Genomic DNA, 20315 nt, shown 5'->3' with positions numbered 1-20315 from the left:
CTGAGAAGGTCTTTTGTTTCTAAGGCAAATATGGTAGAATGATAGCTACGAGAGAAGGAGGTTTTTATGGAGAGAGATAGATTGGTTCGGCTCAACTGGAAACTGGGTATGGTGGCAGGAATAACTTTACTTTTGGGGCCTGTCCTACGATTTTTGCTATCCTATAGTGGGGCCCTCATCTATAAAGATCCTTCAAAGATGCTGGTCGTCACGGTTGCCTTTTCCTTGCTCCTGACATTTTTTAAAATTCTGGTAATCGCATTAGGTACTTTTATGCTAATCTATTTCGAAGAAGATCAACAACTTCGAAAGTTGCCTTCTATTTTATATATCATTGGTGGCGTGATGGGATTTCTTTCAGCGACCGAGTGGATAGGAGGATTTCTAATCATTAAAGGAGCTGTTTCTTTTGCTAAATTTTTGAAAGAAGTCCGTGGACTTGTCTGATAATTTAGTGAAACAATCCGTTGGAGGGTTGTTTTTTTCATTTAAAGAATGATCTGGCGAAAGAATATGTTAGCAAAATGCTTTTTTTATAAGAAAACATGATGTAATACAACTTGAAAAAATAAAAGGAGAATATTATGAAACAATCTTTCATTACATCGTATTTAACGTTCTATTTAAAAGCTTCCATTGCTTTAGAGGGAGTCTTTATAAAAACTTCTAGCTCTAATACTATTTTAAAAGTTATTTCACTGGGTTCTCAAAATAAAACAATTCCTGTTGATCATGTTGCAAGTGTAGATAGTTCATTTCGTCTTGATTTCAAATCATTTGCTTGGGGTATAATTTTCGCTCTTATTGGCCTTTCAATGATGCAAAATTCATTTATCGGAGGATTGATATTAGCGGCTTATGGTGTATTAACAGTACTAAGTGCTTTTCAAACTCTACTAGTTTTGCATCTTACTTCTGGTGGAACACATGTTGTCAGTGTGGTAGTATTTGAAAAAGCTAATCTTGAAAATTGCAAAGAAACAATTGAAGGTCTCATTCATAATCGTTACAATGATACTAATGTAACTTAGAATACTGATCGTTTAATTGATGCTTTAAATAACAAATAATTGCAATTGTTTCTTGATTGAATATCGCGAATTAATAATGACTAGATGAGAGGACACTGTTCTCTCTTTTTAATTGATTTTAACTAGCTTTTTTGTGAAAAATTGTGTAAAATAGAATAGATAAACGAGGGAAACCTCGAAAAATAAAAGGAGAATCCATCTAATGGTAAAATTGGTTTTTGCTCGCCACGGTGAGTCTGAATGGAACAAAGCTAACCTTTTCACTGGTTGGGCTGATGTTGATTTGTCTGAAAAAGGTACACAACAAGCGATTGACGCTGGTAAATTGATCAAAGAAGCTGGTATCGAATTTGACCAAGCTTACACTTCAGTATTGAAACGTGCGATCAAAACAACAAACTTGGCTCTTGAAGCGGCTGACCAATTGTGGGTTCCAGTTGAAAAATCATGGCGCTTGAACGAACGTCACTACGGTGGTTTGACTGGTAAAAATAAAGCTGAAGCTGCTGAACAATTTGGTGATGAGCAAGTTCACATCTGGCGTCGTTCATACGATGTATTGCCTCCAAACATGGATCGTGATGATGAGCACTCAGCTCACACTGACCGTCGTTACGCTTCACTTGACGACTCAGTTATTCCAGATGCTGAAAACTTGAAAGTGACTTTGGAACGTGCCCTTCCATTCTGGGAAGACAAAATCGCTCCAGCACTTAAAGATGGTAAAAACGTATTCGTAGGAGCTCACGGTAACTCAATCCGTGCCCTTGTAAAACACATCAAACGCTTGTCAGACGACGAAATTATGGACGTGGAAATCCCTAACTTCCCACCATTGGTATTCGAATTTGACGAAAAATTGAACGTCGTTTCTGAATACTACCTTGGAAAATAATCTATAAACAGAAAGCCTAGGATTCCTAGGCTTTTTTGTATCTAAGTTTAAAAAAGGGCAATTTAGCTAATTGAAAAAGTATAAAATGAGAGGATAGAGATTATGCTGTAGCAGGTTGTATGAATTAATCTTCTTTTGATGCGTAGCTCCAGTATTCGTAGTTATAGGTTGATAAAATCATATCCGTGATTTCTTCTGGTTCTTCTTGAGCTCCCCCAGCAATCCAAAGAGAAATAATTCCTTCAATACTTGATAAGAAGATTTCCAAAGCGTATTTGTGAGGAATTTGGAAGTTTTCTGATAAGAAATGACGAGTCTTTTCTTTTTGATTTTCAGTTAGAATAATGCTACTTAGAAATTCACGAATTGCACCACGAAAGTCTATGTAATGACTTTGGGACAAGGCGTTGATAAGGCGTTCGTTCGAACGTAATATATAAAAGTTGGCTAACATAAACTTTCTAGGCGATTCTCTTTCTTTTTCTAAAAAAATGTAGAGCTGGGAAATAATTTCACTTTTAAAACTGTCAATCATTTGATATTTATCTTCATAGTGTAGATAGAAAGTTCCCCTATTAATCCCTGCGCGTTTGCAGAGCTTACTAATTGATATATTTTCAAATTTCTCCTCTGATAGCAACTGAATCAAAGCTTCCTTGATGTCTTCCTTAGTAGTAGTTTTTCGTTTCTGAACCATTTTTTCTTCCTTTTTCTTAAATCAACACTTTGTTGATTTTTGATTATTGCTTTTTGATTTAGCCCATTATATAATATTTGTGATTTAGAATCAACATATTGTTGATTTAAGGAAACGAGCTTTGAAAAGGAGATGAATGATATGGCTTATATTGAAATGAAACACAGCTACAAGCGTTACCAGGTTGGAGATACGGAGATTGTGGCTAATCGTGATGTGAATTTTGAAATTGAAAAAGGGGAGTTGGTCATTATCCTTGGTGCTTCAGGTGCTGGAAAATCAACCATTCTCAATCTCCTAGGAGGTATGGATACCAATGATGAGGGGGAGATTTGGATTGATGGTGTTAATATCGCTGACTACAATTCCCACCAACGAACAAACTATCGTCGAGATGATGTGGGCTTTGTTTTTCAGTTTTACAATCTAGTCTCCAATCTGACAGCCAAGGAAAATGTGGAATTGGCCTCAGAAATTGTGACAGATGCCTTGGATCCTGAGCAGGTCTTGACAGACGTAGGTCTGGCTCATCGCCTCAATAACTTTCCAGCCCAGCTTTCTGGAGGGGAGCAACAGCGAGTGTCCATTGCACGCGCTGTAGCCAAGAATCCCAAAATCCTCCTTTGTGATGAACCGACAGGTGCCTTGGATTATCAGACAGGGAAGCAAGTCTTGAAAATTCTCCAAGACATGTCTCGTCAAAAAGGAGCGACGGTGATTATCGTGACCCACAATGGCGCGCTAGCCCCTATTGCAGATCGCGTGATTCATATGCGTGATGCCACGGTTAAGAGTGTGACGATTAATGAGAATCCACAGGATATCGATATATTGGAGTATTAGCATGAAAAAAACATATCGGAAAGACCTATTTCAGTCAGTGACGACTTCAAAGGGACGCTTTGTTTCTATCTTGACCTTGATGATGCTGGGTTCTTTAGCCCTAGTAGGTCTTAAAGTAGCCAGTCCAAACATGGAACGCACGGCAGGGGATTATCTCCGTAAAGCCAATACCCTGGATCTGGCCGTAATAGCTGATTATGGGTTGGACAAAGAAGACCAAGACGAACTAAAGACCCTTCAAGGAGCAAGTGTTGAGTTTGGCTATATGGCAGACCTAACCGTTGAAAATGGTGAGGAAGCAGTTCGACTTTATTCCAAACCAGAGAGCATTTCAACCTTTCAAGTGACAGAAGGGCGACTGCCAGAAGCTGATGAGGAAATTGCCCTAGCCGACTTCTGGAAAGACCGCTATCAGATTGGGCAGACCATTACCTTTACTAAGAAAGAAGAAAAGTCCATCGTAAAATCCCAAACTTTTACAATTACTGGATTTGTTCAGTCGGGTGAGATGCTTTCTAAAGAAGATTTAGGAAGTGCTAGTAGTGGAAATGGTAACTTGACTGGCTATGGAGTAATTTTACCCAGTCAGTTTGACTCAGATGTTTATAGTATTGCGCGTGTGCGCTATAACGATTTAAAAAATCTGGATACTTTTTCATCAGACTATAAGACCAAACGAGCCCAACATCAGGAAGAGTTGCAAGACTTACTTGCTGATAATGGTCAAAAAAGATTGGCAAGTATCAAATCAAATGGGCAAAAGAGCTTGGAAGAGGGCAAAGAACAGCTCCAAACTGCTGAAAGCAACCTTGAAAATGGCAAGAGTCAGTTAGAGCAGGCCGAAAGTCGCTTGAAAACGCAAGAAGAACAAGCGACCGCTTTACCAGAACCGCAAAAGAGTCAAATCGAGGGACAGCTGACAAAAGCTAAGGAAGAACTGGCGACAAAAAAAGAAAAACTGGCTCAGACAGAGAGTGATCTAACTAAGGAAAAAGAGAAGCTTGAACAGCGTCAGAAAGAGCTTGATGAACTGGCAGAGCCGAAATACCACGTATACAATCGCCAAACCATGCCAGGTGGTCAAGGCTACCTCATGTACAGCAATGCATCATCAAGCATTCGTTCAGTCGGAAATATCTTCCCAGTGGTGCTATATATGGTCGCTGCAATGGTGACCTTTACAACGATGACTCGCTTTGTAGATGAAGAACGCACCAATGCAGGTATTTTCAAGGCCTTGGGTTACCGCAACCGAGATATTGTTGCCAAGTTTGTCCTCTATGGTTTTCTTGCAGGAACTGTGGGAACCATTATAGGAACACTTCTTGGACATTATCTTCTTGCAGGGGTGATTTCAGATGTTATAACAGCTGGGATGGTTGTTGGAAAAAGTCACGAGTATTTCTATTGGTCTTATAGTATCCTTGCCCTAGCCTTGAGTTGGGTATCTAGTGTTTTGCCGGCTTATCTGGTGGCGCGAAGGGAGTTGCACGATGAAGCAGCCCAACTCTTACTTCCCAAACCTCCCGTTAAGGGATCAAAGATTTTGCTGGAACGACTGAGCTTTATTTGGAGTCGTTTGAGTTTTACTCATAAGGTTACGGCAAGAAATATCTTTCGTTATAAGCAACGGATGCTGATGACCATTTTTGGAGTTGTAGGTTCAGTTGCTCTCTTATTTGCTGGTCTTGGTATTCAGTCATCTGTGGGAGGAGTTTCCGAACGCCAATTTGAACAAATCCAGCAATACCAGATGATTGTAGCAGAAAAGAGCAGTGCAACGGAGCAAGAAAAAGCAGATCTGGAAAGTGCCTTGCAAGCTGAATCGATCCACGCTTATCAAAAGATTTACTCTAAATCCATTGAAAAAGATTTCAAAGGAAAAGCAGGACTTCAAACCATCACCATGATGGTTACTAGTGGAGAAGACTTCAATCCCTTTATCACATTAGAGGAAAATGGGCGAGAGTTGCAGGTCACTAATGGAGCGGTCGTGAGTCAAAAATTAGCCCAATTAGCAAGTGTTACGGTTGGAGACAAGCTGGAGCTTGACGGGAAGGAAATCAAGGTTGCGGCTATTTCTGAAAACTATGTTGGACACTTTGTTTATCTAAACCGTGCGACTTACGAACAAGTCTATGGAACCAGTCCGCAAGACAATACCTACCTAGTAAAATTAAAAGACCCAACACCTTCCAATACGGAGAAAGAAGCGGCTACTTTCATGGGAAAAGCTGCTGTTTCTGGGGTCGTCCAAAATGCAACGGCTATCCATCTCTTTGAATCTGTAGCCAATTCTCTCAATAAAACCATGGCAATCCTTGTCCTTGTTTCCGTCTTACTAGCCATTGTCATTCTTTACAATCTCACCAATATCAATGTGGAAGAACGTATCCGTGAACTTTCCACTATTAAGGTTCTTGGTTTCCATAATAAAGAAGTGACTCTCTATATCTACCGCGAGACTATGGTGCTGTCCCTTGTGGGAATTGCTCTCGGTTTGGTAGCCGGCCACTATTTACATCAATTTTTGATTCAAATGATTTCACCGGCCACCATACTTTTTTATCCTCAGGTCAGCTGGGAAGTCTATGCTCTTCCAATCGTCGCAGCGACTGTAATCTTAGCCTTATTAGGCCTATTTGTTAATCACCGCTTGAGAAAAGTGGATATGCTCGAAGCCTTGAAATCAGTAGAGTAATTCAAGGTTTTAAACAGTAAATCAGTTGACAAAGTCTCTGCTTCTTGGTAGAATAAGAACTGTCGTAAAGACAAATAACTTCTTCTTGGTTACAGGCATGCCAACCTGTCACTCGGATGAAGCCAAATAAAAAGGAGAAACATCATGGCAATCTCAAAAGAGAAAAAAAATGAAATCATCGCACAATATGCACGTCACGAAGGTGATACAGGTTCAGTAGAGGTTCAAGTTGCTGTCCTTACTTGGGAAATCAACCACCTTAACGAACACATCAAACAACACAAAAAAGACCACGCTACTTACCGTGGATTGATGAAGAAAATCGGTCGCCGTCGTAACTTGCTTGCATACTTGCGTAAAAACGACGTTAACCGTTACCGTGAGTTAATCAACTCTCTTGGACTTCGTCGCTAATCTTGCGTCTAAAACGTTTCTATACTTCGTTGGCTTCAGCTCGATGTACCATTAGTACAATCTTCGCCTCGTCGCCTAGTCTATAAACGTTTTATCCAGCAAGAATTATGATGCTAAGGGCTCCAAAAATCCGTATGAAAATAGGGAAAGGAAACAGTGTTCGATGAACACAAGGAGTTTCATCTTTTTCACTAGGATTTTAGCCCGAGCTCAAATCAGCTCTCTGACTTCAGAGAGCTTTTTTATTGAGGTTTTATCGGTCACAATTTTGGAGACTACAAAAACTTATGATCATCTCATAAATCTGTGGCGCGTGTTTTATCGGTCATAATTTTGGAGACTACAAAAACCTCAAATGGTATCAGCTAATGACACCATGAAGGTGCGCAGTTACTCGGCTTTTCAAGCCGAGTAACTGTCTGCAAGCCCCCTCGGAGAGCCCACACTTTACGAAGTAAAGTATAGTATGTTATACTTTACATGGAAGTAGTCACCGAATTCCAGTTAGAAATTACTTTGTAACTACGTTTTGAGGAGGAGTAAAATGCTTTCCTACGTTCGACATTACCCACTAGCGATAGCTAAATTAATGTGTCTGTGCTCTCCTAAAATCTACTGATTTATTACTGACTAATACAGGAGGTTTTTATGGGACAGACAATCATATCTGCTATTGGTGTTTATATTTCCACCAGTATCGATTATTTAATTATTTTAATTATTTTATTTGCACAGCTATCACAGAATAAACAGAAATGGCATATTTATGCGGGGCAATATCTAGGAACAGGCTTACTTGTAGGGGCGAGTTTAGTTGCTGCTTATGTCGTTAATTTCGTGCCTGAAGAATGGATGGTTGGATTGCTTGGTTTAATCCCTATCTATTTAGGGATTCGCTTTGCAATTGTTGGAGAAGGTGAGGAAGAAGAGGAAGAAATTATTGAAAGATTAGAACAAAGCAAGGCAAATCAACTGTTTTGGACAGTTACATTGCTGACAATTGCGTCTGGCGGAGATAATTTAGGTATCTATATACCTTATTTTGCTTCGTTAGATTGGTCACAGACCCTCGTGGCGTTGCTTGTGTTTGTAATCGGCATAATTATCTTTTGCGAGATTAGTCGGATGTTATCCTCTATTCCGTTAATATTCGAGACAATTGAAAAATACGAGCGAATCATTGTGCCCATAGTATTCATTCTACTTGGACTATACATCATGTATGAAAATGGCACGATAGAGACTTTTCTGATCGTGTAGATTTTTTTGTTTCACTAGGATTTTAGCCCGAGCTCAAATCAAGCTCTCTGATATTCAGAGAGCTTTTTTACTTTTGTCACCCTACCTCGATATACTCAAGTATAATCTTTGGTTACGGTTCCTAGCACTGTAAGGTAAAATAAACCAGATCATCTCCCTTCGGGGAGATTTTTTGTTTCACTAGGATTCTGGCTCTAGTTCAAATCAGCTCTCTGTTATCAGAGGGATTTTTCTATATATGTCCCTATCCTTGTTCATTTAATAGAAATATGGTATACTTTTTATGAGAATTTTCTAAATTTTTAATTTTGTATAAGGAGGTTTTCATGCTTTCCAAATTTTCTGGAAGCCGACAAGATTTGCAATTTGTGTTGTTTTTGGTTATTTTGCTAAGCGTTTTAGGAATTTCTCTCTTTCTAGCTGTTTCTATGGGGTCTGTTGCGATTGATCTAGGAGATACCTATCGGATCATTTTGAGCAGATTGGGATTTCCTCTTGAGATAGGAGAGGTTTCCAAGTCCACTCTTGCCATTGTATGGAACATGAGATTCCCCCGAGTATTGTTAGGTCTGATAGTAGGGGCTGGTCTTTCTATGTGTGGTAGCGTGATGCAGTCTACAGTGAACAATCCCATCGCAGAGCCCTATGTCTTAGGAATTTCTGCGGGTGCAACTCTAGGGGCAACTTTGAGCATCATTCTTGGTTTAAAATTGGTGATTAGCCTTGGAGCTTTCCTTGGAGCTATTTTGGCAACAATCGCTGTCCTTATCATTGCCTCTATGCAGGGAAGGATGACGACTTCTAGTCTGATCTTATCAGGAACGGTGGTCAATGCTCTCTTTCTAGCTTTTTCCAATTTTATTATCTCAGTTGGCGCTAATGCTGACAGTGTGATGACCATTAAGTTTTGGACCATGGGTTCGCTTGCTGGGACTACTTGGTCTGACTTAGTCCTGCCAACTATAGTAGTAGGATTGGCCTTTCTATTTTTCGCTACCCAGTATCGTGTTTTTAATGCGATGATGATGGGAGATGAGGCTGCTTTAACTTTGGGGATTCCCTTACGCTTTTATTGGTATCTTTATGTGACTATGGTGGCTGTTCTGACAGCAGTCTTAGTAGCAACTTGTGGGATTATTGGATTTGTTGGTTTGATTACTCCTCACTTAGCTCGAGGGTTAGTAGGAACGAATTACAGGAGACTTTTTCCCGTTGCGACCTTACTGGGTGCACTCTTTGTCGTCTGGGCAGATGTACTCTCTCGTGTCATCATTCCAAATGCTGAGCTGCCGATTGGTATTTTCACAGCCTTAGTAGGTGCTCCCTTCTTTATCTACATTGTTGGAGGTAGGCGAAGGGAGGTGAGGGCCTGATATGGACTTGATTTGTCAGGATGTCCACTTTGAACTAGGAGAGAAAAAAATCCTCAAAGGAGTTTCTCTTAAGGTTGAGGGGCATCAATTTCACACGATACTAGGGCCAAATGGAAGTGGAAAAACCAGCCTGCTTAAACTCCTCTATCGTCAGGAAAAGGCGGACAAAGGTTTGATAAGCCTAGATGGAAAGCCACTGGAGCATTGGTCACTCAAAGAAACAGCCAAGCAAATGGCAGTTGTAACCCAGTTTAATCAATTGCAGTTTGATTGTACAGTTGAGGAAATCGTCTTGCTGGGAAGAACTCCCCACCTCTCTTTTTTACAGAAGGAAAAGGAAAGAGATTATGCCCTTGTTCAAGATGCTCTCGTCAAGGTGGATATGCTTGAGAAGAAAACTCGTCTCTATTCGTCCCTGTCAGGGGGAGAGAAACAACGAGTCTTATTAGCCCGCGCCTTGGCGCAAGAACCGACTCTCTTGCTCCTGGACGAACCAACCAATCACCTGGATATCAAGTATCAGCTAGACTTGTTGGCCATTGTGAAGAATCTCAAGGTCAATGTTTTAGCTGTCCTACATGACATTCAACTTGCTTGTCGCTATTCGGATTATCTCTATCTGATGAAAGAGGGAGAAATCCTTTACCAAGGGACTCCAAAGGAGACCATCACCCCAGAGTCATTGCAAACTGTATATGGAGTTCAAAGTCAGGTTACTTGGACCGAGGATCAGCAAGCTATGATTCACTATTTATAAGAAAGAAAAGGAAAACAAGATGAAAAAAACACTAAGCATTTTACTAGTAACAGTAGCTACCCTAACTATGGCAGCTTGTGGCAACACTACCACTGAAAAGGCTACCACACAATCTAGCGCAGAAACAAGTCAAAAGGCGAGCACAGAGACAACTTATCCACTAACGGTCAAAACCTATGACGCTAAAGGGAACGAAGTCGAACAAGTTTTTGAGAAGGCACCTGAAAAAGTTATCACCAACAATCTGTCAACCACTGAAATCTTATTGGAGTTAGGCTTGAAGGATAAAATTGCTGGCATGCTCAACCCTGATAATGCTGTGACGGACAAATACAAGGACGCGATTGCGACGATTCCTCAAATTGGGGACAAAAAAACAGTCTCACAAGAGACAGTCCTTTCTTATGAGCCAGACGCTGTGATGGGTCGAAACATGATGTTTTCTGAAAAATCCTTGGGGACAGTTAGCACTTGGAATGAAAATAAAATCCCAGTCTATACACAAAAAGCATCTCTTTCAACGATTCAGCAAGATTTGGGAAATATCGTAGAAGATGTCAAAAATCTTGGAATGATTTTTAATGTGCAGGACAAGGCCAATGAATACGCAGCCCAATTACAAGCTAAAATTGATGCTGTTAAGAAAGCAAACCCAGCAAGCCAAGGTGAAAAGAAAAAGGCTTTGATTATGGTTGCTTATAACGACGAAACCTTCGGTGCTTACAAGTCTGCTTTGCAAGAGAGCTTGTTGAATCAACTTGGTTATACAAACGTTGCAACGGGAACATCAGGCTTGACCTTGGAAAATCTCGTGTCAATGGATCCTGAGTTGATTATCTATGTGACCAGCGACCGCAATAAAAAATTGGATGCTAACGCAGTAGAGTTGATGAAGGCAAATGAAGTTTTAGAAAATGTTCCTGCAATTAAGAATCAAAAAATCATGACCATCTCTTACGATGAGTTGATGGACTATGGTCCAGCAGTGATTGATTCCCTTGAGAAAATCAATGACTTTATCAATAAATAATGAGTTTGATTGGGAAGGGATCCAAGTCAAGGTCAGCCTTCCTTCGACCTATGATTCCAATCAAACCTATCCAGCGATTCTCTTGAATGATGGAAACTTGGATTTCCTATCTTCCCTTTCAGAATCTGTGATTTTAGTGGGCTTGACCTCTAAAAATCGCCTAGACGCATACACTCCCTGGAAGGCAGCTGCTCTGAGAGAGGAGGCTCCAGATTTTGGTGGTCAGGCAAATGCCTATCATGGTCATTTATTTGGAGGTCTTTTAGACAAGTTGCAGTCGCTTTATCGCCTGGACAAAAATCGCCTTGCCTATGGGGGTTACTCACTAGGTGGTTTGACAGCAGTATACAGTCTTTTCCATTTTGACAAGGTCTCCTGTATCTTTTCTATCTGTGGTTCCTTTTGGTATCCTGATTTTACGACTTATTGCAGGGAAGAAAAGGTGAAAAATTTGGACTGTTTACTGTATTTACAGAATGGTCAAACAGAAGGAGCCCATCATACCAATCGCTTGGCTCAAGCAACAGTCTATGCTGAGCAGATCCATACCAGTCTTCAGAAACGCTATCCAATTGGTCAGTTTGTCTTTGACCCTTATGGGCATCATGAGCAAGTGACTGAACGATTCCTAGCCTTTTCCAGCTGGTTGGCCCAAGAATGGGGAATCAAATAAAAGAAATATCCCTTGGTAAAAGCCAAGGGATAATTGTATTTTTTAACCAAGAGACTCTCTCTTCTTATCTGGATTCCAGATAAAGCTTGCGATGAAGGTAAAGAGAATCGTTAGGATACCAACAAGCACTGCAAGGATAAGGGCAGGGATGCGGACAAACCACCAGAGTGGGTTTGGTTTTTTATCATTGTGCCATTGCTTGGTTTCTTCGTCCAAACGTTGGAATTCTGCTTGGATACGGTCTGCAACCATTTCAATCCCTTCATCATTCATTTTCTTGATGTCTGAGATATCGATTGGATTTCCAAAGTTCATGTCGACACGTTCACGGCTAATCAAGCCTTTCAAGGTCATGGGACCTGTGTAGGTGACAGGCATGATACGGACCTTAGCCATTTTGGCAATCAGAGCAACTCCGCCTTTGACATCTGTCGAGTGGCGACTACCACTAGGAAACATGATAAGGGAACGGTCGCTTTTTTTGAGGACATTGATAGGGTATTTGATAGCAGAGGCGCTAGGATTTTCCCGGTCGATAGGAAAGGCCCCACACATACGGATCCACCAGCCAAATATGCGGTTGTTAAACAGCTCTTTTTTGGCCATAAAGATGAATTGTTTTGGTTTGGTCGCAAAAGCCATGTAAACTGGATCCCACCAGGTACGATGAGGTGCGACCAGGATATAGTTTTCATCTTTACTAGGAATTTTATCAGTATTGTGGTAGTGAGCATTGCCATTGATGGACCACAAGATCAGCATGACTAGTCCACGCAAATAAGTATAAAACATGAGATCTCCTTCGATTGTATTGCTTTTATTATTATACCTTATCAAAAGACTGCTGGCAAACTTTTTCAGTTATCAGCCAACAGTTTTAGATTGGATTAGAATTCTTTTAAAAAAAATGATATGATAGAATTTATGGATAAAAATAAGATTATGGGATTAACCCAAAGAGAAGTCAAGGAAAGACAGGCTCAAGGTTTGGTCAATGACTTTACCGCTTCAGCCAGTACCAGTACTTGGCAAATCATCAAACGAAATGTTTTTACACTTTTTAACGCATTAAACTTTGTTATTGCCCTAGCGCTTGCCTTTGTGCAGGCTTGGAGCAATCTGGTCTTCTTTGCCGTTATTTGCTTTAACGCTTTTTCTGGAATTGTGACCGAACTACGGGCCAAACACATGGTGGACAAGCTCAATCTCATGACCAAGGAAAAGGTCAAAACCATCCGTGAGGGTCAGGAAATTGCCATCAATCCAGAAGAATTGGTTCTAGGAGATGTGATTCGTCTGTCGGCTGGGGAGCAGATTCCTAGTGATGCACGGGTTTTAGAAGGCTTTGCGGAAGTCAATGAAGCTATGTTGACGGGTGAGAGTGATTTGGTGCAAAAAGAAGTGGATGTCTTGCTTTTATCAGGGAGTTTCCTAGCCAGTGGCGCAGTTTTGGCTCAAGTCCACCATGTCGGGGCAGAAAACTATGCTGCCAAACTCATGCTGGAAGCTAAGACAGTGAAACCAATCAACTCCCGTATCATGAAATCGCTAGACAAGCTAGCTGGTTTTACTGGGAAAATTATCATTCCCTTTGGTCTAGCTCTCTTGTTAGAAGCCTTGATGTTAAAAGGCTTGCCCCTCAAGTCATCCGTTGTAAATTCGTCAACAGCCCTTTTGGGAATGTTGCCTAAGGGAATCGCCCTTTTGACCATTACTTCGCTCTTGACTGCGGTGATTAAGCTGGGCTTGAAAAAGGTCTTGGTGCAGGAGATGTACTCTGTCGAGACCTTGGCGCGCGTGGATATGCTCTGTCTGGACAAAACGGGCACCATCACCCAAGGAAAGATGCAGGTGGAGGCGGTTCTTCCTCTGACGGAAACTTATGATGATGAGGCTATTACTAACATTCTGACCAGCTACATAGCTCATAGTGAGGATAAAAATCCAACAGCCCAAGCCATTCGCCAGCGTTTCCAAGGTCAGGTTTCCTATCCTATGCTTTCGAATCTTCCTTTCTCAAGCGACCGTAAGTGGGGAGCTATGGAGTTGGAAGATTTGGGAACTGTTTTCTTAGGAGCGCCCGAGATGTTGTTGGACAATGAAGTCCCTGAAGCCAGAGAGGCTCTAGAGAGAGGTTCACGTGTCTTGGTATTAGCCCTTAGTCAGGAAAAACTAGACCACCACAAACCACAGAAACCATCTGATATTCAGGCCCTGGCCTTGCTGGAAATCTTGGATCCGATTCGAGAAGGAGCAGCTGAGACACTAGACTATCTTCGTTCCCAGGAAGTAGGCCTCAAGATTATCTCTGGTGATAATCCAGTCACGGTTTCCAGCATTGCCCAAAAGGCTGGTTTTGCAGACTATCACAGCTATGTAGATTGCTCAAAAATCACGGATGAGGAATTGATTGCCATGGCTGAAGAGACAGCTATTTTCGGTCGTGTTTCCCCTCATCAAAAGAAACTCATCATCCAAACGCTGAAAAAAGCAGGGCATACAACGGCCATGACAGGGGACGGAGTCAATGATATTCTGGCTCTTCGTGAAGCAGACTGTTCGATTGTAATGGCAGAAGGAGATCCGGCAACACGTCAGATTGCCAATCTGGTTCTCTTGAACTCAGACTTTAATGATGTTCCTGAGATTCTCTTTGAAGGTCGTCGTGTGGTCAATAACATTGCCCATATTGCACCGATTTTCTTGATAAAGACCATCTATTCCTTCTTGCTTGCAGTCATCTGTATCGCCAGTGCTCTTCTAGGACGGTCTGAGTGGATTTTGATTTTCCCCTTCATTCCGATTCAGATTACCATGATTGACCAGTTCGTGGAAGGTTTCCCACCATTCGTCCTGACTTTTGAGAGAAATATCAAGCCTGTTGAGCCTAACTTCCTCAGAAGATCCATGCTTCGTGCCCTACCAAGTGCCCTCATGGTCGTCTTCAGCGTTCTCTTTGTGAAAATATTTGGCGCGAGTCAGGGTTGGTCAGAGTTAGAAATCTCAACCCTACTTTATTATCTCCTTGGGTCTATCGGTTTCTTATCCGTATTTAGAGCCTGCATGCCATTTACCCTCTGGCGTGTGCTCTTGATTGTCTGGTCGGTAGGTGGCTTCCTGGCTACGGCTCTTTTCCCGAGAATCCAAAAGCTGCTTGAAATTTCGACCTTAACAGGACAAACATTGCCTGTCTATGGGGCCATGATGTTGGTCTTTACCGTGATTTTCATTCTAACTAGTCGTTACCAATCCAGAAAATAAAGAAAGACTGCAATCTGTGGATTGCGGTCTTTTTAGGTGCAAGATTGCTAGCTGATACTCAATGAAAATCAAAGAGCAAACTAGGAAACTAGCCGCAGGCTGTACTTGAGTACGGCAAGGCGACGTTGACGCGGTTTGAATTTGATTTTTGAAGAGTATGAAATGTGGTATAATAAGAGGTAACAGAGTTTTGGAAAGTGAGAGAAGATGATTTCAAAGAGATTAGAATTGGTGGCGTCCTTTGTGCCCCAAGGTGCTGTGTTACTAGATGTGGGGAGTGACCATGCTTATCTGCCTATCGAGTTGGTCGAGAGAGGGCAAATTGAAGGTGCCATTGCAGGCGAAGTGGTGGTTGGTCCCTACCAGTCTGCGGTCAAAAATGTAGAGGCTCACGGTCTAAAGGAGAAAATCCAAGTCCGTTTAGCCAATGGTTTGGCATCTTTTGAAGAATCTGATCAAGTATCGGTCATCACTATTGCTGGTATGGGCGGGCGCTTGATTGCAACGATCCTAGAAGAAGGCTTGGACAAGCTTGCGAATGTAGAACGTTTAATCCTCCAGCCCAATAATCGTGAAGACGACTTGCGCATCTGGCTACAAGACCACGGTTTTCAAATCGTAGCAGAAAGCATCCTAGAAGAGGCTAGCAAGTTTTATGAAATTCTAGTTGTGGAAGCAGGACAAATGAAGCTATCAACCAGTGACCTTCGCTTTGGACTTTTCTTGTCCAAAGAAGTCAGCTCAGTCTTTATCAAAAAATGGCAAAAAGAAGCTACTAAGCTAGAGTTCGCTCTTAGCCAAATCCCAGAAAAAAATCTGGAGGAACGTCAAGTTCTAGTAGATAAAATTCAAGCCATCAAGGAGGTGCTCCATGTTAGCAAGTGAAGTAATTAACGCATATGAAGCCTTTTGCCCTCAGGAATTTTCAATGGAGGGAGATAGCCGTGGCCTGCAAATTGGAACTTTGGACAAGGATATCCAAAGGGTCATGGTTGCCCTTGATATTCGTGAAGAGACGGTGGCAGAGGCTATTGAAAAGGGTGTGGATTTGATTATCGTCAAGCACGCGCCAATTTTCCGTCCCATCAAGGACTTGGTAGCCAGCCGTCCGCAAAATCAGATTTACATCGACCTTATCAAGCATGACATCGCCGTTTATATCAGTCACACCAATATTGACATCGTTGAGAATGGTCTCAATGACTGGTTCTGCCAGATGCTAGGCATTGAGGAGACGACTTATCTCCAGGAAACAGGTCCAGAACGTGGGATTGGGCGTATTGGTGACATTCAACCACAGACTTTTGGAGCATTTGCTCAGCATATCAAGCAAGTCTTTGGTCTAGATAGCCTTCGAATGGTGCATTATCAAGAGAGTGATTTGCAGAAGCCTATTTCAAGAGTGGCCATCTGTGGCGGTAGTGGTCAATCTTTCTATAAGGATGCTTTAGCTAAGGGGGCAGATGTCTACATTACTGGTGACATCTACTACCACACTGCCCAGGATATGTTGTCTGATGGCCTGTTGGCATTGGATCCAGGTCACTATATAGAAGTGCTTTTTGTGGAAAGAGTCGCAGCACTTCTTACTCAATGGAAGGAAGAGAAAGGCTGGGACATTGATATTTTACCTAGTCAAGCATCGACCAATCCTTTCCACCATATCTAGTTAGAAAGTGAAGACAATGAAAAAAGTTGCCATTATTGGAGCAGGGATTGTAGGGGCAACTGCTGCCTACTACCTTTCTAAAGAAAGTGACCTAGAGGTGACCGTTTTTGACCATGGACAAGGTCAGGCTACCAAAGCAGCAGCGGGAATTATCAGTCCTTGGTTTTCCAAACGCCGTAATAAAGCCTGGTACAAGATGGCGCGCTTGGGAGCTGACTTTTATGTGGATTTGTTGGCTGATTTAGAAAAGTCTGGTCAGGAAATCGACTTTTACCAACGCTCAGGAGTTTTTCTCTTGAAAAAGGATGAATCCAAACTAGAAGAACTTTATGAACTAGCCCTCCAGCGTAGAGAAGAATCTCCCTTGATAGGCCAGTTAGATGTTCTGAATCAAGCATCTGCCGATGAATTATTCCCTGGTTTGCAGGGATTCGACCGCCTGCTCTATGCTTCTGGTGGAGCGAGAGTAGATGGTCACCTCTTAGTAACTCGTTTGCTAGAAGCCAGTCAAGTCAAGCTGGTCAAAGAAAAAGTGAGTCTGACACCTTTAGCATCCGGCTATCAGATTGGTGAAGACTTGTTTGATCAGGTTATTTTAGCGACGGGAGCTTGGTTGGGTGACATTTTGGAGCTTTTAGGGTATGAGGTAGATGTTCGTCCCCAAAAGGGACAGCTCCGAGATTATCAACTCTCCGAAGACCTAGCATCTTACCCTGTTGTCATGCCGGAAGGAGAGTGGGATTTGATCCCTTTTGCAGGTGGGAAATTGTCTTTAGGAGCTACCCATGAAAACGACATGGGATTTGACTTGACGGTGGATGAAACCTTGCTCCAGCAAATGGAGGATGCGGCCTTGCCTCACTATCCAGCCTTGGCAGGAGCGAAATCATCGGGTGAGCGTGTGGGAATTCGTGCTTACACCAGTGATTTCTCGCCTTTCTTTGGGGAAGTACCTGGCTTAGCAGGTGTCTATGCGGCTAGTGGCCTAGGTTCATCAGGCCTCACAACTGGGCCTATCATTGGTTACCACTTAGCTCAACTGATCCAAGACAAGGAATTGACCTTGGACCCAGTAAACTATCCAATTGCAAACTATGTCAAACGAGTAAAAAGCGAATGATACTCAATGAAAATTAAAGAGCAAGCTAGGAAGCTAGCCACAGGCTGCTCAAAGCACTGTTTTGAGGCTGTGGATAGAGCTGATGAAGTCAGCTCAAAACACTGTTTTGAGGTTGTGGATAGAACTGACGAAGTCAGTAACCATACCAACCCACGGCAAGGCGAAGCTAACGTGGCTTGAAGAGATTTTCGAAGAGTATAAGCATTTTACTGAAATTTTAGCAGATAGTTTAGGATGTCAAATGACATTCCCTATCAAAAATGATAAAATAAGAAAAAATAATCCGAGAATCGAGGAAAAAAGATGCAAGAAAAGATTTTGGTAACTGGCGGTGCCGGATTTATCGGAACCCACACTGTTATTGAATTGATCCAAGCAGGTCATCAAGTCGTTGTGGTGGATAATCTTGTCAATAGCAATCGTAAGAGTTTAGAAGTTGTTGAAAGAATCACAGGTGTTGAAATCCCTTTCTATGAGGCAGATATCCGTGACACGGATACCCTCAGAGATATTTTCAAGCAGGAAGAGCCGACTGGCGTCATTCACTTTGCTGGTTTGAAGGCTGTTGGTGAATCAACACGTATCCCTCTTGCCTACTATGACAATAATATCGCTGGAACTGTCAGCCTTTTGAAAGCCATGGAAGAAAACAACTGTAAGAACATCATCTTCAGTTCTTCGGCGACAGTTTACGGAGATCCTCATACAGTGCCAATCCTAGAAGATTTCCCACTTTCAGTGACCAATCCATATGGCCGTACCAAGCTCATGCTAGAGGAAATTTTGACCGATATCTACAAGGCAGACTCAGAATGGAACGTGGTCTTGCTTCGTTACTTCAACCCAATCGGAGCGCATGAAAGTGGAGACCTAGGAGAAAATCCAAATGGAATTCCAAACAATCTCTTACCTTATGTTGCGCAAGTAGCAGTTGGTAAACTAGAGCAAGTGCAAGTGTTTGGAGATGATTACGATACGGAAGATGGGACTGGTGTTCGTGACTATATCCACGTTGTAGATCTAGCCAAAGGTCACGTTGCAGCTCTACAAAAGATCCAAAAAGGTTCAGGCCTTAACATTTACAACCTTGGAACAGGTAAAGGCTATTCAGTTCTTGAAATTATCCAAAACATGGAAAAAGCGGTGGGACGTCCTATTCCATACCGCATCGTAGAACGCCGCCCAGGTGATATTGCTGCCTGCTACTCAGACCCTGCAAAAGCCAAAGCAGAACTGGGCTGGGAAGCAGAACTCGACATCACCCAAATGTGTGAAGACGCATGGCGTTGGCAAAGCAAGCATCCAAATGGATTTGAAGACTAAGATGATGATTTCAATCATTGTCCCTTGTTTAAACGAAGAGGAAGTACTTCCTCTTTTTTATCAGTCTGTGGAAGCTCTGCTTCCTGACTTGGGAGCAGAGATCGAGTATGTCTTTGTGGATGACGGGTCTAGCGATGGAACCTTAGACTTGCTAAAGGCCTATCGGATGCAAAATCCTGCGGTACATTACATTTCTTTCTCGCGAAATTTTGGGAAAGAAGCAGCTCTGTATGCAGGCTTACAGCATGCAACTGGAGACCTGGTGGTCGTGATGGATGCAGACCTTCAGGATCCTCCTAGTATGCTACTTGAGATGAAAGCCTTACTAGACCAAAATGCAGACTTGGACTGTGTTGGGACACGGAGAACTAGTCGGGAGGGAGAACCCTTTTTCCGTAGTCTCTGTGCGAACCTCTTTTACCGCCTCATGCAAAAAATTAGCCCAGTAGCCTTGCCCTCAGGTGTCCGTGATTTTCGCATGATGAGAAGGTCTGTAGTAGATGCTATTTTAACCCTGACCGAATCCAATCGTTTTTCTAAAGGACTCTTTGCCTGGGTGGGTTTTAAAACGCACTATCTGGACTATCCAAACGTTGAACGACAGGCTGGCAAGACCAGTTGGAGTTTTAGACAACTCTTTTTCTACTCGATTGAAGGGATTCTTAACTTTTCAGATTTTCCCTTGAGTATAGCCTTTGTAGCGGGACTCCTATCTTGTTTTCTTTCTTTTGTGATGACTGTTTTTGTAGTGTTTCGGACTCTTATTCTGGGAAATCCGACATCTGGTTGGACGTCTTTGATGGCTGTCATTCTCTTTCTTGGAGGGATTCAACTCCTGACGATTGGGATTCTCGGTAAGTATATTAGTAAGATTTATCTAGAGACCAAAAAAAGACCACTCTATCTCGTCAAAGAAAAAAGTGACCTTTCTATTATTGAAGGAAAAAAATAACCAAAAAAGACTATAATTTTACCTAGAAATATGCTAAACTAATAAGTGTGGGAAAAATGAGAAAAAATCAATAACATTCATTCCCTGCTTCCTACGATGGATCTTTTAGAAGTGCACGTGTAGGACAATTTTTGATGGCCTCCAGAACATCGCTGGTCTCAGCGATTTCTCTTTGCAATTCAACTGGATCATCGTAAAATCGAACGATTCCATTATCATGGTAATCAAAGAGTTCAGAATAAGTTTGGCAAAGCCCGCAGGCGATGCACCGTTCGGGTATAAGTGTGACTTTCATATTTATATTGTAATAAGAAAA

21 protein-coding genes are annotated in these 20315 nt (G+C 42.0%); 18 read left to right on the top strand and 3 right to left on the bottom strand.

The window, feature by feature from the left end; genetic code table 11:
• The first annotated feature begins 66 nt into the window (after positions 1-66).
• The 3 genes from P8P68_RS04255 to P8P68_RS04245 all read left to right on the top strand — a co-directional run bounded on the left by P8P68_RS04255 (position 67) and on the right by P8P68_RS04245 (position 1926).
• Positions 67-447 (top strand): hypothetical protein, encoded by a 381-nt coding sequence (locus P8P68_RS04255; RefSeq protein WP_278276249.1) that lies wholly within the window; start codon positions 67-69, stop codon positions 445-447.
• A gap of 137 nt (positions 448-584) precedes the next feature.
• A complete protein-coding gene (locus P8P68_RS04250; RefSeq protein WP_278276248.1) occupies positions 585-1031 on the top strand; it encodes a hypothetical protein in 447 nt (148 codons plus the stop codon).
• A 202-nt stretch (positions 1032-1233) separates the two neighbouring features.
• A complete protein-coding gene (locus tag P8P68_RS04245) occupies positions 1234-1926 on the top strand; it encodes a phosphoglycerate mutase (protein WP_000240126.1) in 693 nt (230 codons plus the stop codon).
• Positions 1927-2050: 124 nt separating this feature from the next.
• Here the strand turns inward: P8P68_RS04245 and P8P68_RS04240 are convergent, their stop codons facing one another.
• Entirely contained in the window at positions 2051-2623 is a 573-nt protein-coding gene (locus P8P68_RS04240; protein ID WP_278276247.1) for a TetR/AcrR family transcriptional regulator, read from the bottom strand.
• A 141-nt stretch (positions 2624-2764) separates the two neighbouring features.
• Here P8P68_RS04240 and P8P68_RS04235 point away from each other — a divergent pair, with 141 nt between their 5' ends.
• The 8 genes from P8P68_RS04235 to P8P68_RS04200 all read left to right on the top strand — a co-directional run bounded on the left by P8P68_RS04235 (position 2765) and on the right by P8P68_RS04200 (position 11674).
• Positions 2765-3466, top strand: a complete 702-nt coding sequence (locus P8P68_RS04235; RefSeq protein WP_278276246.1) for an ABC transporter ATP-binding protein — start codon at positions 2765-2767, stop codon at positions 3464-3466.
• A 1-nt stretch (position 3467) separates the two neighbouring features.
• Entirely contained in the window at positions 3468-6167 is a 2700-nt protein-coding gene (locus P8P68_RS04230; RefSeq protein ID WP_278276245.1) for an FtsX-like permease family protein, read from the top strand.
• 144 nt (positions 6168-6311) lie between these two features.
• Positions 6312-6581 carry a 30S ribosomal protein S15 gene (gene rpsO / locus P8P68_RS04225; RefSeq protein WP_001018251.1) on the top strand — a complete coding sequence of 90 codons (270 nt, stop codon included), beginning with the start codon at positions 6312-6314 and terminating at the stop codon, positions 6579-6581.
• A 648-nt stretch (positions 6582-7229) separates the two neighbouring features.
• Complete coding sequence (locus P8P68_RS04220) at positions 7230-7841, top strand: CadD family cadmium resistance transporter (RefSeq protein ID WP_000531728.1); 612 nt, start codon at positions 7230-7232, stop codon at positions 7839-7841.
• A 326-nt stretch (positions 7842-8167) separates the two neighbouring features.
• Positions 8168-9214 carry an iron ABC transporter permease gene (locus P8P68_RS04215; protein ID WP_278276244.1) on the top strand — a complete coding sequence of 349 codons (1047 nt, stop codon included), beginning with the start codon at positions 8168-8170 and terminating at the stop codon, positions 9212-9214.
• A 1-nt stretch (position 9215) separates the two neighbouring features.
• A complete protein-coding gene (locus tag P8P68_RS04210; RefSeq protein ID WP_278276243.1) occupies positions 9216-9971 on the top strand; it encodes an ABC transporter ATP-binding protein in 756 nt (251 codons plus the stop codon).
• Positions 9972-9990: 19 nt separating this feature from the next.
• Positions 9991-11001, top strand: a complete 1011-nt coding sequence (locus P8P68_RS04205; RefSeq protein ID WP_278276242.1) for an ABC transporter substrate-binding protein — start codon at positions 9991-9993, stop codon at positions 10999-11001.
• Positions 10982-11674 (top strand): alpha/beta hydrolase-fold protein, encoded by a 693-nt coding sequence (locus P8P68_RS04200; RefSeq protein ID WP_278276241.1) that lies wholly within the window; start codon positions 10982-10984, stop codon positions 11672-11674. The genes P8P68_RS04205 and P8P68_RS04200 overlap by 20 nt, the downstream gene beginning before the upstream one ends.
• A gap of 42 nt (positions 11675-11716) precedes the next feature.
• Here the strand turns inward: P8P68_RS04200 and P8P68_RS04195 are convergent, their stop codons facing one another.
• On the bottom strand, positions 11717-12466 hold the full coding sequence (locus tag P8P68_RS04195) for a 1-acyl-sn-glycerol-3-phosphate acyltransferase (RefSeq protein WP_278276240.1): 750 nt from the start codon (positions 12464-12466) through the stop codon (positions 11717-11719).
• Positions 12467-12598: 132 nt separating this feature from the next.
• On the opposite strand from P8P68_RS04195, the gene P8P68_RS04190 reads away from it, so the two are divergent.
• The 7 genes from P8P68_RS04190 to P8P68_RS04160 all read left to right on the top strand — a co-directional run bounded on the left by P8P68_RS04190 (position 12599) and on the right by P8P68_RS04160 (position 19999).
• Positions 12599-14935, top strand: a complete 2337-nt coding sequence (locus P8P68_RS04190) for a cation-translocating P-type ATPase (protein ID WP_278276302.1) — start codon at positions 12599-12601, stop codon at positions 14933-14935.
• Positions 14936-15142: 207 nt separating this feature from the next.
• The gene (locus P8P68_RS04185; RefSeq protein ID WP_278276239.1) at positions 15143-15820 is read left to right on the top strand and encodes a tRNA (adenine(22)-N(1))-methyltransferase TrmK; all 678 of its coding nucleotides are present in this window, start codon (positions 15143-15145) and stop codon (positions 15818-15820) included.
• Positions 15807-16604: a Nif3-like dinuclear metal center hexameric protein gene (locus P8P68_RS04180; RefSeq protein ID WP_000881141.1), complete on the top strand. Its 798-nt coding sequence runs from the start codon at positions 15807-15809 to the stop codon at positions 16602-16604. Before P8P68_RS04185 ends, P8P68_RS04180 begins: the two co-directional genes overlap by 14 nt.
• 16 nt (positions 16605-16620) lie before the next feature.
• Positions 16621-17724, top strand: coding sequence for an FAD-dependent oxidoreductase (locus tag P8P68_RS04175; protein ID WP_000754638.1), 1104 nt, complete (start codon positions 16621-16623; stop codon positions 17722-17724).
• 82 nt (positions 17725-17806) lie between these two features.
• Complete coding sequence (locus tag P8P68_RS04170; RefSeq protein ID WP_278276238.1) at positions 17807-18049, top strand: hypothetical protein; 243 nt, start codon at positions 17807-17809, stop codon at positions 18047-18049.
• A complete protein-coding gene (gene galE, locus P8P68_RS04165) occupies positions 18028-19047 on the top strand; it encodes a UDP-glucose 4-epimerase GalE (protein ID WP_278276237.1) in 1020 nt (339 codons plus the stop codon). Before P8P68_RS04170 ends, galE begins: the two co-directional genes overlap by 22 nt.
• A gap of 1 nt (position 19048) precedes the next feature.
• Positions 19049-19999, top strand: coding sequence for a glycosyltransferase family 2 protein (locus tag P8P68_RS04160; RefSeq protein WP_278276236.1), 951 nt, complete (start codon positions 19049-19051; stop codon positions 19997-19999).
• A 91-nt stretch (positions 20000-20090) separates the two neighbouring features.
• On the opposite strand, the gene P8P68_RS04155 is transcribed toward P8P68_RS04160, so the two are convergent.
• Positions 20091-20294 (bottom strand): ferredoxin, encoded by a 204-nt coding sequence (locus P8P68_RS04155; RefSeq protein WP_002874767.1) that lies wholly within the window; start codon positions 20292-20294, stop codon positions 20091-20093.
• Between the last annotated feature and the right edge of the window lie 21 nt (positions 20295-20315).

This window comes from Streptococcus sp. D7B5 (assembly GCF_029691405.1).
Classification (GTDB): domain Bacteria; phylum Bacillota; class Bacilli; order Lactobacillales; family Streptococcaceae; genus Streptococcus.
This window is presented reverse-complemented; position numbering and strand designations above follow the sequence as displayed.